Raw genomic sequence first — 13,031 nt, 5'->3', positions numbered from 1 at the left:
CATGGGCATCGAGCTTCCCGCCGAACTGACCGAGGTCGCCGCCAAGGCCGGGGTGTCGTGGCCCAAGGCGGACGAGGACGCCATGCGTTCCAGCGCCGCCGCGTGGCGCGAGGCGGGCGACAAGATCAAGGGCTTGGGCACCTCCTCCGACGGTGCCGCCAACCGCGCGCTGGCAGGCGTGACCGGCGCGACCGGCGATGCCGCGCGTGGACGTTGGGCGAAGGTCGTGGCCCCGGACGGCGACCTGCAACGAGCCGCGCACGGCTGCCACGCCGCCGCCGACCGGCTCGACCACGCCGCGCAGCAGGTGGGCGCCGCGAAGGTCGAGATCGTCCGCGAGCTGGTGACGCTGGCCAAGAACAACGACGCCGCCAACGCCTCGGCCAAGGCCGGCAACCCCACCGCGTTGCTCGGCCTCGACACGCTCACCCGAGGCACCGCGGCCAACGTCGCGAACCTCCACAACACGCTGTCGTCCGCGGTCCGCCTGGACAGCGGCGTGGACATGAGCCAGGCCTCGCCGCCCGTGAACACCGCACCGGGCGCGCACGGTCCCGGCGGTGGTGGCGGCTTGCTGTCGCCTGTCACGAACGTCGTGGGCGGCGTGGTCGCCCCGGTCACCGACGCGGTCGCACCTGTGGTGCACGCGGCGACGGCTCCGGTCGCGCCTGTGGTGCACGCCGTGACCGACACGGCCGCGCCTGTCGTGCATGCCGCGACGGCTCCGGTGGCGCCCGTGGTGCACGCCGCGACCGACGCGGCCGCTCCCGTGGTGCAGCCCGTGGCCGACGTGGTGCCCGGTGGCCGTGACGCCGTCGGTGCGGTCACGGACGGTCAGGGTCACGGCGGCAACCACGGCGATGGCCCCGGTCGCTTCGACGGTCCTGCCGACGGCTCCGGTCGCGCCGACGGCCCCGGTGACGGCCCGTTCCGCGGTGACGGTCGTGGCGACGGCAAGGGGCCGGTGCCAGGCCTGGTCGCCGACGTGGCCCAGACGGCCGGTCAGGTCGCCCAGCCCGTCGTGCACCAGGTGGCGGAGACCATTCCGAGCGTTCAGGGCACCCTCGGCCCGGTCGCGGAGGGCACGACGCAGGCGTCGGCTGCCGTGATCGATCAGCCGCTGGTCCGCGGCGGCGAGATGCACGGCCAGCCGATCACCGGACCTGCCGCCGCCGCACCCGCGGCTCCGGCGGCTTCTTCCGGCCCGGCCCTCGGCGGCGGCCCGCTCGGCGGTGGCGCCCCGATGGGCGGTCCGGTGGGCGGTCCGGTGGGCGGTGGCGTCGGTCCCGTCGGTGCTGTCGGCGGGGCCGTGGGTGGCGCTGTCGGTGGTGTCGCGTCGGCGGCGCCAGGTGCCCAGGTCGGCGCCGTTGTGGGTCAGCAGACGCCAGGACAGCAGGGGCAGGCCGGTCAGCCGGGCCAGCCCGGCCAACAGGCCGGCAAGGCCACGGACGCCAGGTCCGCGGACGCCAGGCTCGGTGACGCCAAGTCGGGTGACGCCAAGTCGGGTGACGCCAAGTCGGGTGACGCCAGGCTCGGTGACGCCAAGTCGGGTGACGGCAGGCTCGGTGACGCCAGGTCCGGCGGTTCCCAGGTCGGATCGGCGGCCAGGACGGGCGTGCCGGGCGCAACGTCTTCGGTCGGTCAGGCGGCCCAGTCCGGCAACCAGGCCACCGGCCAGACGCCGGGCCAAGCGGGCAACCAGGCCTCCGGCCAGCCTCAGGCAGGCGCCAAGGACTCGAAGGACCTGTCGAAGGAAGCCCTCGACGCCCTGAGGGACGGAGCTCCCGCGTGGAGCCCGGACGAGCGCGGCACCCACCAGCCCGGCGAGACCATCGCGGCGGCGCCCGCTCCGATGGCCGGCGTCGACCTCGGCAGCCACCAGCCCGGAGCCCTCACCGACCGCCTCGACCGCCTCGACCACCGCGACCAGGCGCTGTCCGGCGGCGTGGCGTTCGACATCGCCCGCCACACCTACACCGCGGCCGCGGTCGGCAGCTGGTTCATGGCAATCTTCGTCGGCACCGGCCAGGCCCCGCGGCTCGCCCCGAAGCCGGCCAGGCAGCTTCCCGCGCCCGCACCCGAGGACCCGCAGCAGGTGATCCCCAGGTTCGCCCCGCAGGACCACCCGCAGGCCGACCTGGTCGACACCTCGTTCCCGCAGGCGGCCGAGCAGTCGGAAGGTCTCGGCCAGGATCACCCGGTCGTGCAGGAGCTGTTGGCGGGCTACGACCCGTTGGCGGGCATGCACGAACGCGACTGGGCGAGCCTGTTCGAGAACGAGGACGGCAGCCCGCGCTGGCCGGTGGAACGCGAGGGCGGCTACGAGGACAGCCAGCCGGAGATCCTCAAGGCCGGCGCCGAGATCGACCGGTTCGGCACGCCGGAAGGTCGCGTCCTGTCCGCCGCGGGCACGCCCTTCAAGGAGCGCTCGCTGCCGCCGCAGGCCGCGGACGAGGGCTACCGCCGGTACCGCGTCACGAGGGACCTGCCCGTTCACCGCACGATCAGCGCGCCGTGGTTCGGCCAGCCCGGCGGCGGCGCCCGCTACCGCACCACCTACCCCGTCGCCGACCTGGTCGCGCTCGGCTACCTCACGGAGATCACCGCATGAACGTCGAGACGCTGCCCGAATGGCTGACCAAGATCGGCGTGCCGGACGACGTCGTCAGCATCGGCGAGGAGGCGGACCAGCGCTGGTGCCTCCTCGCCGACTCCGACGGCAAGGGCGTCGAGGTGTTCTGGCAGGAGCAGGGCAACCGGTACGACTGGGCCCGGTTCGACGACGAGAGCGTGGCGTGCCACTACCTCTTCGGACGGCTGGCGTGGGCTCAGGTCGCGCGCGGAACCCTCACCGTGCCAACAGCTTGAGCGCTGCCTCGTGCAGGTGGCCGTTCGACGTCAGCACGTTGCCGCCGTCGTAGCGCTCCTCGCCGGACAGCGAGGTGAAACGGCCACCGGCCTCGGTCACCAGCACCTGGAACGGGGCGATGTCCCACGGGTTCGCCACGGCCTCGGGTGCGAGGTCGATGGCGCCCTCGGCGACCAGGCAGTGCTGGTAGAAGTCGCCGAACGCGCGACTCTCCCAGGTCGCGTCCACGAGCCGCAGGAACGCCTCGCGCGAGTGGTACTCCACCCACGTCTTCAGGTCCGTGGTGGAGATGTACGCGTCTTCGAGTTCGCGCACACCCGACACGGAGATCGCGCGCTCACCGGAGGCGTCCGACGCGAACGCGCCACCACCGGCGGCGGCCCACCAGCGGCGGCCGAGCGCGGGCGCCGACACCACGCCCACGACCGGCGTGCCGTCGACGACCAGGGCGATCAGCGTGGCCCAGATCGGCACGCCGCGCAGGAAGTTCTTGGTGCCGTCGATCGGGTCGAGCACCCAGACGCGCGCCGCGTCCAGCGTGCCACCGCGTTCCTCGCCCATGACGACGTCGTCCGGGCGTTGTGCGGCCAGCACCGCGCGGACCGCGTCCTCGACCGCGACGTCGGCGTCGGTGACGGGGGTGCGGTCCGGTTTCCGCTCGACAGCGAGGTCGTGGGCGCGGAATCGGGTCGCGGTGATCGCGTCGGCGGCGTCGGCGAGGCGGAGGGCGAGTTCGAGATCAGCATCGTGGCGTGACACGCGGCGATCGTTGCACGAATACGCTGGGCCCGTGAGCGTGGTGTTGCTGGCCGAGGACGACCCGGCCATCGCGGAACCGCTCTCCCGCGCGTTGACGCGAGAGGGCTATTCAGTGCAGGTCGTCGGCGACGGGCCGAGTGCCCTGGAAGCGGCGATCGCCGGAGGCGTCGACCTCCTGGTGCTCGACCTCGGGCTGCCGGGGATGGACGGTCTGGAGGTGTGCCGCCGGCTCCGGCAGAACGGCAGGGGCGTGCCCGTGCTGATGCTCACGGCGCGCGCCGACGAGGTCGACTTCGTGGTCGGGCTCGACGCGGGCGCGGACGACTACGTGGCGAAGCCGTTCCGCCTGGCCGAGCTGATGGCGCGCATCCGGGCCCTGCTGCGCCGCCGCGCACCGGGCACGCTGGAGGTCAACGGCGTGCGCGTCGACCTGGCCGCCCGTCGCGTCACGGTCGACGGCGGCGAGATCCAGCTCGCGAACAAGGAGTTCGAGCTCCTCAAGGTGCTGATCCAGCGCGCCGGCCAGGTGGTGAGCCGCGACGAGATCCTCTCCGAGGTCTGGAACGACCCGGACATGAAGGGCAGCAAGACGCTCGACATGCACATGTCGTGGTTGCGCCGGAAACTCGGCGACGGCACCCCGAACTCGGCGGAGAAGCGCATCGCGACCGTCCGCGGCCGCGGCTTCCGCTTCAACGCGGACTGATGCGCCGCCGCATCCTGCGGGCGATCCTGCTCGCCGTCGCCGTGACCGGCATCGTGCTCGGGCTGCCGCTGGGCTACTCCGCGCTGACCCTCGTCGAGGACAACGCCCGCGGCGACCTCACCGACCGCGCCCAGGGCATCGCGACGAAGCTCGACGACCAGCTCGCCAACCGGCAGGGCCTCAACATCGAGGCCGTCCAGATCGCCATCCCGACCGGTGGCCGCCTCACCGTGATCTCCGGCGGTGCCACCACCGTCACCGGTCCCTCGCCGGGCGAGGACCCGCTGACCGTCGAGCTGCCGATCGCCCAGCAGGGCACCGTCCGGCTGGAGATCCCGTCGGACCCGATGCGCACCACCCAGGCCCAGGTGGCGGGCCTGGTGCTGCTCCTGCTCGGCCTCTCCGTGGGCACCGGCACGGTGGTGGCCCTGGTGACGGCGCAAACGCTTGCCCGCCCGCTCGGCCACGTCGCCGCCCGCGCGTCCCGCCTGGGCGCCGGCGACTTCCGCGAGGACGGCCAGCGCTACAACATCGACGAACTGGACGCGGTCTCCGAGGCGCTCGACACCTCCGCCACCGCGCTGGCCCGGCTGGTCCAGCGCGAACGCGAGCTCGTCGGCGACGTCTCCCACCAGCTCCGCAGCCGTCTCACCGCTCTTCAGCTGCGGCTGGAAGCCCTGGCGGAGCACCCGGAGGCCGAAACCGCCGCCGAGGCCCGCGCGGCCCTGGAACAGGCCGAACGCCTCGCCGCCGTGCTCGACGAGCTCCTCGCCGCCGCCCGTGCGGCCCGAGCCGTCGGCGCCGAACCGCTGGAGCTGCGTCCCGCCCTGAACGCCATCGCCGAGGAGTGGCGCGAGCAGGTCCGCAGCCAGGGCCGGGCGCTGCGCGTCCGGGTACCAGACGGCCTGCTCGCCCGCGCCACGCCGGCCCGCCTGCGCGAGGCCATCGGCGTGCTGCTCGACAACGCGCTGCGCCACGGCGAGGGCTCCGTGCTCGTGTCGGCCCGCGGCGAGGACGGCACGGTCGTGGTCGAGGTGAGCGACGGCGGCGCGGGCGTGCCGGACGAGCTCGCCGCGCACATCTTCGAGCGGGGCGTGTCCGGCGGCGGTTCGACGGGCGTGGGGCTGGCGCTGGCCCGTGCGCTGGTCGACGCGGACGGTGGCCGGCTGGAGCTGTCGACCGCGCGGCCGGCGACGTTCGCGGTGTTCCTGCCGGTGCCCAAGGCCCAGGACGTGGTCGGCATCCCGTGGAAGGCGCCGAGCACGCCCCGGTAGGTCACGAGTGGCCGAGGGCCTCTTCCTCGTTCAACGGCCGCGGCCCGCGCGCGTTCTCCTCGGGGAACACCCACTTCTTGTAGCCGTACCAGCGGAACGCCATCGCGATGAGCGTGCCGATGATCTGCGCGCTCAGGAAGTCCGAGATCTCCTCGGTGAGCCGCGACACGTGCGGCTCCTGCAGGTGGAACAGGTACCGCGCGACGTACAGCGGTGCCGAGTTCAGCACGATGCCGATGCCGTTGATCAGGAAGAACAGCGCGGCCTCGTGATGCCGTTCGCGGCCGCCGCGGGTGCGGAACGACCACTCCCGGTTGAGCACGTACGACACGATCGTGGCGACCAGGGTCGCGATGATCTTCGCGGTCACCGGGTTGTTCGGCAGGACGACGGTCTTGATCCCGAAGAACAGGACCGTGTCGATCACGAAGCAGGTGCCCCCTACCAGGGCGAACTTGACCAGTTCACGATGCTTCAGCGCGATCGACCGGATCGGCTCCGGAAACCGGGAGACCACTGTTTCGGCTAGGGACACGAGAAGAGTCTACGGAGATCGGGTGAACGTGCCGGTCAGGACGAGCGCCCGCGTCCGGGAAGACCCAGCGCCGCATCGCCCAGAACTTGAAGCCCGTGGCGAGCAGCATGCCGATGATCGAGCCCGAGACGAAGTCCGCGACCTCCTCGGTGAGCACCGAGACGAACGGCGCCTGCAGGCCGAAGAGGTGCCGCGACAGGTACAGCGGCAGGATGTTGATGCCCACGCCCAGGCCGCTGACCAGGAAGAACAGTGCGGCCTCGTGGTGGCGCTCGCGGCCGCCGCGGGTGTGGAACGACCATTCGCGGGACAGCACGTACGAGGCGATGATCGCGACCAGCACGCCGATGACCTTCGCCGTGACGACCTTGTCGGTCAGCACGGTGAGCTTGAGCGCGTACCAGACGCCGTTGTCGATGAGGAACGTCGTGCCGCCGACCACTGCGAAGCGGATCATCTCGCGGTGCTTGTGCAGCAGGAACTGGAGTGGTTCTGGCAACCGGCTCATGGCCCGGCGTACGACTGGCAGCACCGCGTCAGCTTACGGATCAAGGTAACGGTACTTGCCTCCGGGTGTTACCGAAGTCCACGCAGAGGCACCTGACCTGCACGTCCAGTGACGATCTCGATCTTGGGAAAGATCAACTTTTGATCAACTCCGGACGCACGGCTTCCCCAGCAGGTCCGGGATCAACCACGGGAGCAGCCCGGGCTTCGGCCGGCACGGTTCCTCCGACCTCGGCGGCGCGGTGGGCACCGTGGTCGACGGCGGCACGGACGGCGTCGGCGAGCCGGTCGACGGCGGGAGCACCGGCGGCAGGTCCGGGGTCGGCAGCGGCAGTGGCAAGGTCGGGGTGCCCGGCTTCGCAGGCTCGACCGGCTTCGTCGGCTTGGTCGGCGGAGTGGTGGTCGTCGTCGGCGGCTGCGTGGTCGGAGCAGGCGTGGACGTCGGTGGGGCCGGCTCGACCTCGCCGGGCGGCGGGTTGTCCGGATGCAGGTGCACCGGCACCGTGACGGTCTTGGTGGCGTTGCCCAGCGACGCGGTGACGGTGATCGTGCCGCCGCGGTGCGGCAGCCCGAACGCCCACACGGCCGTCCGGAACCGGGCGCCCTTGTCCAGGTCCGTGACGCAGTGGATCGAGTTCTTGTCCGTGCGCGAGCACTCCCGGCACGGCGTGAACACCACGATGTTCTCCGACGACGACACGTCGAGCTTCAACGTGCCGGCGCGGGGGCCGATGTTGCGCACCTGGATGTCCACGCGCGGGTCCCAGTAGATGTGGTGCCACGTCGACACGGTCAGCTCGATGTCGTCGTTGACCGGCGGCACGTTGACCTCGACGCGGACGTCGACCGAGATCGAGGCACCCGCGGAGATCGTGCCCGTGATCGTGCCCGGCTGGGCGTCCTGCGTGGCGCGCAACCGGAAGAGGAACGTCGCCTGGCCGCCGGGCGCGATGCCCTGCGCGGTCGTGCAGGTGATCGTGCCGCTGCCGGCCGGGCAGTTCACGGTCTGGTCGGCTGACCCGTCCGGCTGCAGCAGGCGAGCGGTGAACGACGCCGGCCCGCCGGTCGACAGCACGCCCGGCGGCAGGTTCAGCACCATGCTGGCGGGCGGTGCCGCGGTGCCGCCGGTGTTGCGGACGGTGATCGGGAAGTCCTTGGGCTCCTCGCCGGGCGTGAGCGTGAACCCGCTCGGCGTCGTCGGCGTGAGCGAGGCCGGTGGCGGAGGTGTCGGCTCGGGCGCGGGGGCCGGCGGGGGCGCGGACGGTGCCGGCGGCGTGGGCGTGGGCGTCGGCGCGGGGGGCGTCGGCTGCTGCGGGGCCGGCGGCGGAGGTGGTGTCTTGGGTGCGGGCGGCTGGACCTGGGTGGTCACCGGCGGTGGCGGTTCGGCGGCCTGGACCTGCGGCGACTGCTGGTCGCCGCCGCCCGCGGTCAGCGCGATCACCACGGCGGCGGCCACGGCGGCCGCGGAGCCGCCGAGGGTGATGAGCTGGCGGGGGATCGAGGCGCCGACCGCGCCCGCGCCACCGGCGGCCGCTCCGGCACCGACGACGGCCGTGGTCGTGCCCGCGACCGCCAGGTACGTCGTGGCGCCCACGCCCAGCACCAGCGGTGCGACGAAGATCCGCAGCGCGCCGTTGACGTCCGCGAGCTCGGCGGCCAGCGCACGGCAGCGGCCGCACTCGTCGAGGTGGGCCTCGACCTGCGTCGCCTCGCGCTTGGACAACCCGCCGCGGGTCCACGCGCCGAGCCGGTCGACGGTCGCCTTGCAGCGTTCCGCGTCCGTCTCGGCCAGGTGCATCTGCAGGTACTGCTGCTTGAGGCCCTCACGGGCGCGGTAGGCGAGCGCGGACACGCCGTTGGCCGTCAGCCCGAGCAGCGGGGCGACCTCGGCGGGCGACTGGCCCTCGATCTCGGTGTGCCAGAGCACCATCTGCCAGCGTTCCGGCAGGGCGGCGAACGCGCGGGCGGCGAGCGAGCGCTCCAGCCCGGCCACCGCGGTGTCGCTGAACGCCACGGCGGGCGCGACGTCGGTCATGTCCTCGGTGAGGTCGACCTTCTTGTCGCGGCGGGTCTTGTCGTACGCGGTGTGGCGCAGGGCGGTGAGCAGGTAGGCGCGGAACGCCGAGTCGGGGCCGCGACCGGCCCGCAGCGTGTCCAGCACCTTCGCGAAGGCCTCGGACACCAGGTCGTCCGCTTCGGCCTGCGAGCGGGCCAACTGGCGGGCGAGGTTGTAGGCCGCCGAGACGTGCCGTTCGTACAACTGGCCGTAGGCGTCGATGGTCCCTCCGCGCACGGACTCGATCAGTTCCGCGTCGCTGGGCCCCTGGACGTCTGCAGGAACGGTCGCCAAGTCTCGTGTCCCTCCTCGCGGCGCCCAGTGTGACGCACGACGCCGGATGGAGTCATCTCAATCCCCCGCGCGGGTTGCGTCACGAACCGGAAGTGACCGCGTCTCCCACCTGGAATCGGGAGAGCTGAAGGGAGACCGGGTGGGTGTCGCACAAGCGGAACGCCTGCTGAAGTCGAGGTGGCGCACCGCCACCATGGCCGCAGGCTGGGCGTTCCCCGCAGACTGGCCGCTCGCCGAGGTCGACGAGGTGTGCGCGGCGATGCTCGAGGACGCCGACCCCGGCGACGCGCTGATCCGGCTGGGCCGGGCGCGCGCCGAGGCGGGTGCGGGCCTGAGCGAGACGTTGCTGGACCTGGCCGCGCTGCACGCCGTGCTGACCGACGCGTCGCACATCGTGTCGCCGAACGTCGACGCGCTCCCTTCACGGATGCTGCGCATGACAGCGCTGGGATGGGCGGACGTGGTGACGAAGCAGGCCGGCGACTGCGCGGCCGAGGACCCTCTGACCGGGCTGGCGACGGCCGCGTACCTGCGGACTCGTCTCGGCGAGGTGTACCGGGAGACGCCGGTCGCACCGCTCGACTACGCGCTCGTGCTGCTGCGCCTGGACGTGCACCGCGCCTCCGGCTGGTCGCGCGTCGTCGCGATGACCCTCATCTCGGACGCCCTGCGGACCGTGTTCGACGGCGGCGAGACGTTGGCGACCCTCGGCCCGTGCGTGGCCGCGGTGCTGGTGCGCCGTGACGAGCTGCTCGCCCGGCGCATCTCCAACCTGCGCGTGCTGGCCGCCGACCGCCTGGCCGACGACCCCAACGTCCGCCCGGTCGGTCCCGCCAAGGTCTGGACCGAACGCCTCCCGGACACCCACGCCGAGGCCTGCACCCTCCTCACCTCGCTCGGGCGCTGACCACCCCTGTCCCGCGCCCGAGTGCTCCCCGCTCCCCACCGCACGCGGGGCCCTTTCGTGCGCCAGGAGAGTACGAAAGCTCCCCGCGTACTTCTCAGCGCGCGCAGTAGTGTTCTATTGTCCTAGATCAGTAGAACAATCTGGGGAGCGTCTGTGGTCGAGTTCCACGTCGATCGCGGCAGCGGTCTTCCCGCGTACCTGCAGCTGGGGTTGCAGGTCAGGGAGGCCATGAGACTCGGTTGGCTGCAACCGGGCGATCGGCTGCCGACGGTCCGCGACGTCGTCGCGACCAGCGGCGTGAACGCGAACACCGTGCTCAAGGCCTACCGCGAGCTGGAGCTCGCCGGTCTCGTCGAGGCGCGGCAGGGTTCCGGCACCTTCGTCAAGGCGTCCCTGGGGGCCGCCGCGCCCGAGGACCTCGACCCGCTGCGCGCGAAGCTCGCCGGCTGGGTCGCGGAGGCACGCTCCGCCGGGTTGGAGGACGAGGACATCTACGCGCTGCTGCGCGAGGTGCTGAGTGGGGGAGCGCAATGAGCGTGGTCGCGGCCGAAGTGTCGAAGTGGGCGGTGCGGAACGTCTCCTTCGAGCTGCCGCCGGGCAGCGTCACCGCACTGGTGGGGGCCAACGGCTCCGGCAAGTCGACGCTGCTGAACGTGCTGGCCGGTCATCTGCCGCCGGACTCGGGGCACGCGTCGATCGCGGGCCGCGTGGCGTACGTGCCGCAGCAGAAGCCGATGTACAAGACCTTCAAGGTGGCCGACGTCCTGCAGTTCGGCCGCCGCATGAACGACGTCTGGGACAACGAGCGCGCCGACGGCTGGCTCACCAGGTTCAAGGTGCCGCGCCGGTTGCAGATCGGTGATCTCTCCGGCGGCCAGCGCACCCACGTGACCCTGGCGCTGGCGCTGGGTGCCCGCCCGGACGTCCTGATGCTCGACGAACCGCTGTCCGAACTGGACCCGTTGGCGCGCAGGAAGGTCATGCGGGAGTTGTTGACCGAGGTCAACGACAACGGCATGACGCTGATCTTCTCCACGCACGTCGTCGCGGAGATCGGTGGCGTGGCCGACCGGCTGCTGCTGCTCTCCGACGGCCGCCTGATCATCGACGGCGACACCGACGAGCTGCTGGAAGAACACGTTCTCTACACGGGTCCGCGCGACTCGACCTCACCCGTGGAAGGACCCGTGGTGCTGGCGAGGCACAGCAAGTCGCAGTCGTCCTACCTCGTGCGCTCCGGCGGCACGCAGGTCGCCGAACCGTGGACCGCGCGGTACGTGACGCTGGAGGAGCTGGTCGTGGCGCACCTGGAGCGTGCCGCGTGACCGACTTCGTCTGGCTGACCTGGCGTCAGCACCGCTGGACCATCACCGGCACCGCGGTTCTCGCCGTGCTCGCCGCGTACGGCCTCGTCCGAGCCGAGTCCGCGCACAACGCGTCGTTCGACTCCATGCCCATGAGCGGCTTCTACGGGCTCATGGTGCAGATGGTGTTCGGCGGGGTGATCGGCATGTTCTGGGGCGCCCCGCTGATCGCCCGCGAGCTGGAGGAACGCACCTACTTCGTGGCGTGGGGCCAGGACGTCACCCCCGCGAAGTGGTTGCGCGGCAAGGTGATCGTGCTGTCCGTGCTGGCGGTGGTGCTGGCCCTGCTCGTCGGTGTCGGCGACGGCCGCGTCGGTTCGCAGCACGCGTGGGCGGTGTTCGAGGCGCATCCGGCCGTGCAGGTGGGCTACGCGATCTACGGCCTCGCGCTGGGCGTGTTCATCGGCCTGCTCAGCAGGCACGTGGTGACCGCGATCGCGGCCACGCTGGTTTCCTACACGGTGTCCCGCGTGCTGCTGTCCGCGTTGCTGCGCGACCACTACCTGCCGGCGAGCCGCGCGATCGCCCGCTGGGACAGCACTCCGGTGACCCCGGTGGGCGCGTTGGAGCTCCGCAGCGGTTTCGTCGGCGCCGACATGCGCCCGGTGGGCATACCGGACGTGTGTGCGAAGTTCGCGAACCCGAACAGCTGCATGCGTCGCGAGGGCGGTGCCATCGGTACGTACGTCGACTTCCAGCCGATCGAGCGGATCACGGCCTTCCGCTTCATCGAGTTCGGTGTCTTCGCATTGCTCGCCTTGGTGCTGTTCGCGCTGACGTTCCGGATCCTGCGCCTCGGTGGCGGGTGGAAGCCGTCCCGGCGGCACCGCCGCATCGAGCCGCCCGCCGCCGAGAGCGTGCCGGCGGCCGTCGAGAGTGCCGCCGGCGGTGAGAGTGCCGAGGGCGCCGAGACGGCCGAGGGCGCCGAGACCGCTCAGAGCGCGCCGGAAACCGCTGCCGCCCAGGCCGACGGGTAGCGAGGGCGGAAACCGAGTTCCCGCTGGGCGCGGATCGTCGACACGATCCCGTGCCACGGGTCGAAGTCCTGCTGAACGGTCTCACTGGGGGTGAGGCCGTTCAGCAGGTGCAGTTCGACGGCGGTCGTGGGGCTGTCGTCCGCCACGTTGAAGATCCCGCTCGCACCGGAGTCGAGGACCTTCGCGACCGCCTGCGCCACATCCGCGTGATGCACCATGTGCAGCCGTTGGTGTCCGGGCCATTTCGCGGCCCACTGCAGCGATTCCTCCAGGTGCGGGTCGCCGTCGCCGTAGACGAAGGCCAGGCGCAGGATCGCGGCCTCCCTGGTCTCGCGCACCGCCTGCTCGCCGAGGGCCTTGGTGCGGGGGTAGTCGCCGAACGCCGCGTCCGGGCCGGTCGGGTCGTCCTCGGTCGCGGGCCTGCCGAGGCCACCGGGGTAGATCAGGTTCGTGCTGATGTGCACGAACAACGGCACCTTCTCACTGGCCTCGGCGAGTGCTCGGGTGCCGTGCACGTTGACGCCTTCGAAGTCCGTGCTCGTGCGGAGGGCGGCGGCGACGTGCACCACCGCGTCCACGCCTGCCACGAACTCCTCCACGGCCCTGGTGTCCTCCAGCCGGTGGGCGAACGTGCGCACGTCGTGGTCCAGCTCCCGCAGTCGTGGCAGGAGCCTGCTGCCGACCCGTCCGGTCGACCCCGTCATCGCGATCTTCATGTGTCCCAGCCTGTTCGCGCGTTCCTCGCACAGCCAGGGACGGTCGATACCCGGCTACGGTGGTGGC

13 protein-coding genes are annotated in these 13,031 nt (G+C 72.1%); 8 read left to right on the top strand and 5 right to left on the bottom strand.

Translation table 11 applies throughout. From position 1 onward, the window contains the following. Nucleotide 1 precedes the first annotated feature (1 nt). Both ACWEIJ_RS01515 and ACWEIJ_RS01510 read left to right on the top strand, forming a co-directional pair. Nucleotides 2–2,611 (top strand): glycohydrolase toxin TNT-related protein, encoded by a 2,610-nt coding sequence (locus ACWEIJ_RS01515; protein WP_449835254.1) that lies wholly within the window; start codon nucleotides 2–4, stop codon nucleotides 2,609–2,611. Continuing rightward, on the top strand, nucleotides 2,608–2,868 hold the full coding sequence (locus tag ACWEIJ_RS01510) for a hypothetical protein (protein WP_449835253.1): 261 nt from the start codon (nucleotides 2,608–2,610) through the stop codon (nucleotides 2,866–2,868). The genes ACWEIJ_RS01515 and ACWEIJ_RS01510 overlap by 4 nt, the downstream gene beginning before the upstream one ends. Here the strand turns inward: ACWEIJ_RS01510 and hisN are convergent. After that, nucleotides 2,849–3,628 (bottom strand): histidinol-phosphatase, encoded by a 780-nt coding sequence (gene hisN, locus ACWEIJ_RS01505; RefSeq protein WP_449835252.1) that lies wholly within the window; start codon nucleotides 3,626–3,628, stop codon nucleotides 2,849–2,851. The two genes, ACWEIJ_RS01510 and hisN, sit on opposite strands and share 20 nt — an antisense overlap. A 31-nt stretch (nucleotides 3,629–3,659) precedes the next feature. Here hisN and ACWEIJ_RS01500 point away from each other — a divergent pair, with 31 nt between their 5' ends. Together ACWEIJ_RS01500 and ACWEIJ_RS01495 are read left to right on the top strand one after the other, a co-directional pair. Continuing rightward, nucleotides 3,660–4,334 (top strand): response regulator transcription factor, encoded by a 675-nt coding sequence (locus ACWEIJ_RS01500; RefSeq protein WP_449835251.1) that lies wholly within the window; start codon nucleotides 3,660–3,662, stop codon nucleotides 4,332–4,334. Continuing rightward, complete coding sequence (locus tag ACWEIJ_RS01495) at nucleotides 4,334–5,608, top strand: ATP-binding protein (RefSeq protein ID WP_449835250.1); 1,275 nt, start codon at nucleotides 4,334–4,336, stop codon at nucleotides 5,606–5,608. Before ACWEIJ_RS01500 ends, ACWEIJ_RS01495 begins: the two co-directional genes overlap by 1 nt. A 1-nt stretch (nucleotide 5,609) precedes the next feature. Here ACWEIJ_RS01495 and ACWEIJ_RS01490 read toward each other — a convergent pair whose 3' ends face one another. The 3 genes from ACWEIJ_RS01490 to ACWEIJ_RS01480 form a co-directional block, all read right to left on the bottom strand. Continuing rightward, nucleotides 5,610–6,143: a GtrA family protein gene (locus tag ACWEIJ_RS01490; protein WP_449835249.1), complete on the bottom strand. Its 534-nt coding sequence runs from the start codon at nucleotides 6,141–6,143 to the stop codon at nucleotides 5,610–5,612. Beyond that, complete coding sequence (locus ACWEIJ_RS01485; RefSeq protein ID WP_449835726.1) at nucleotides 6,073–6,672, bottom strand: GtrA family protein; 600 nt, start codon at nucleotides 6,670–6,672, stop codon at nucleotides 6,073–6,075. Before ACWEIJ_RS01485 ends, ACWEIJ_RS01490 begins: the two co-directional genes overlap by 71 nt. A gap of 123 nt (nucleotides 6,673–6,795) precedes the next feature. Further along, on the bottom strand, nucleotides 6,796–9,000 hold the full coding sequence (locus ACWEIJ_RS01480) for a sigma-70 family RNA polymerase sigma factor (RefSeq protein WP_449835248.1): 2,205 nt from the start codon (nucleotides 8,998–9,000) through the stop codon (nucleotides 6,796–6,798). Nucleotides 9,001–9,139: 139 nt separating this feature from the next. On the opposite strand from ACWEIJ_RS01480, the gene ACWEIJ_RS01475 reads away from it, so the two are divergent. The 4 genes from ACWEIJ_RS01475 (at nucleotide 9,140) to ACWEIJ_RS01460 (ending at nucleotide 12,248) form a co-directional block, all read left to right on the top strand. Beyond that, a complete protein-coding gene (locus ACWEIJ_RS01475) occupies nucleotides 9,140–9,907 on the top strand; it encodes a GGDEF domain-containing protein (protein WP_449835247.1) in 768 nt (255 codons plus the stop codon). 153 nt (nucleotides 9,908–10,060) lie between these two features. Then, on the top strand, nucleotides 10,061–10,441 hold the full coding sequence (locus tag ACWEIJ_RS01470) for a GntR family transcriptional regulator (protein ID WP_449835246.1): 381 nt from the start codon (nucleotides 10,061–10,063) through the stop codon (nucleotides 10,439–10,441). Beyond that, the gene (locus tag ACWEIJ_RS01465; protein ID WP_449835245.1) at nucleotides 10,438–11,232 is read left to right on the top strand and encodes an ABC transporter ATP-binding protein; all 795 of its coding nucleotides are present in this window, start codon (nucleotides 10,438–10,440) and stop codon (nucleotides 11,230–11,232) included. Before ACWEIJ_RS01470 ends, ACWEIJ_RS01465 begins: the two co-directional genes overlap by 4 nt. Beyond that, entirely contained in the window at nucleotides 11,229–12,248 is a 1,020-nt protein-coding gene (locus ACWEIJ_RS01460; protein ID WP_449835244.1) for a hypothetical protein, read from the top strand. Before ACWEIJ_RS01465 ends, ACWEIJ_RS01460 begins: the two co-directional genes overlap by 4 nt. Here the strand turns inward: ACWEIJ_RS01460 and ACWEIJ_RS01455 are convergent. Then, nucleotides 12,206–12,964 (bottom strand): NAD-dependent epimerase/dehydratase family protein, encoded by a 759-nt coding sequence (locus tag ACWEIJ_RS01455; protein WP_449835243.1) that lies wholly within the window; start codon nucleotides 12,962–12,964, stop codon nucleotides 12,206–12,208. The genes ACWEIJ_RS01460 and ACWEIJ_RS01455 overlap by 43 nt on opposite strands. Nucleotides 12,965–13,031: the final 67 nt, after the last annotated feature.

The sequence above is a fragment of the Lentzea sp. NPDC004789 genome (assembly GCF_053601075.1).
This window is presented reverse-complemented; position numbering and strand designations above follow the sequence as displayed.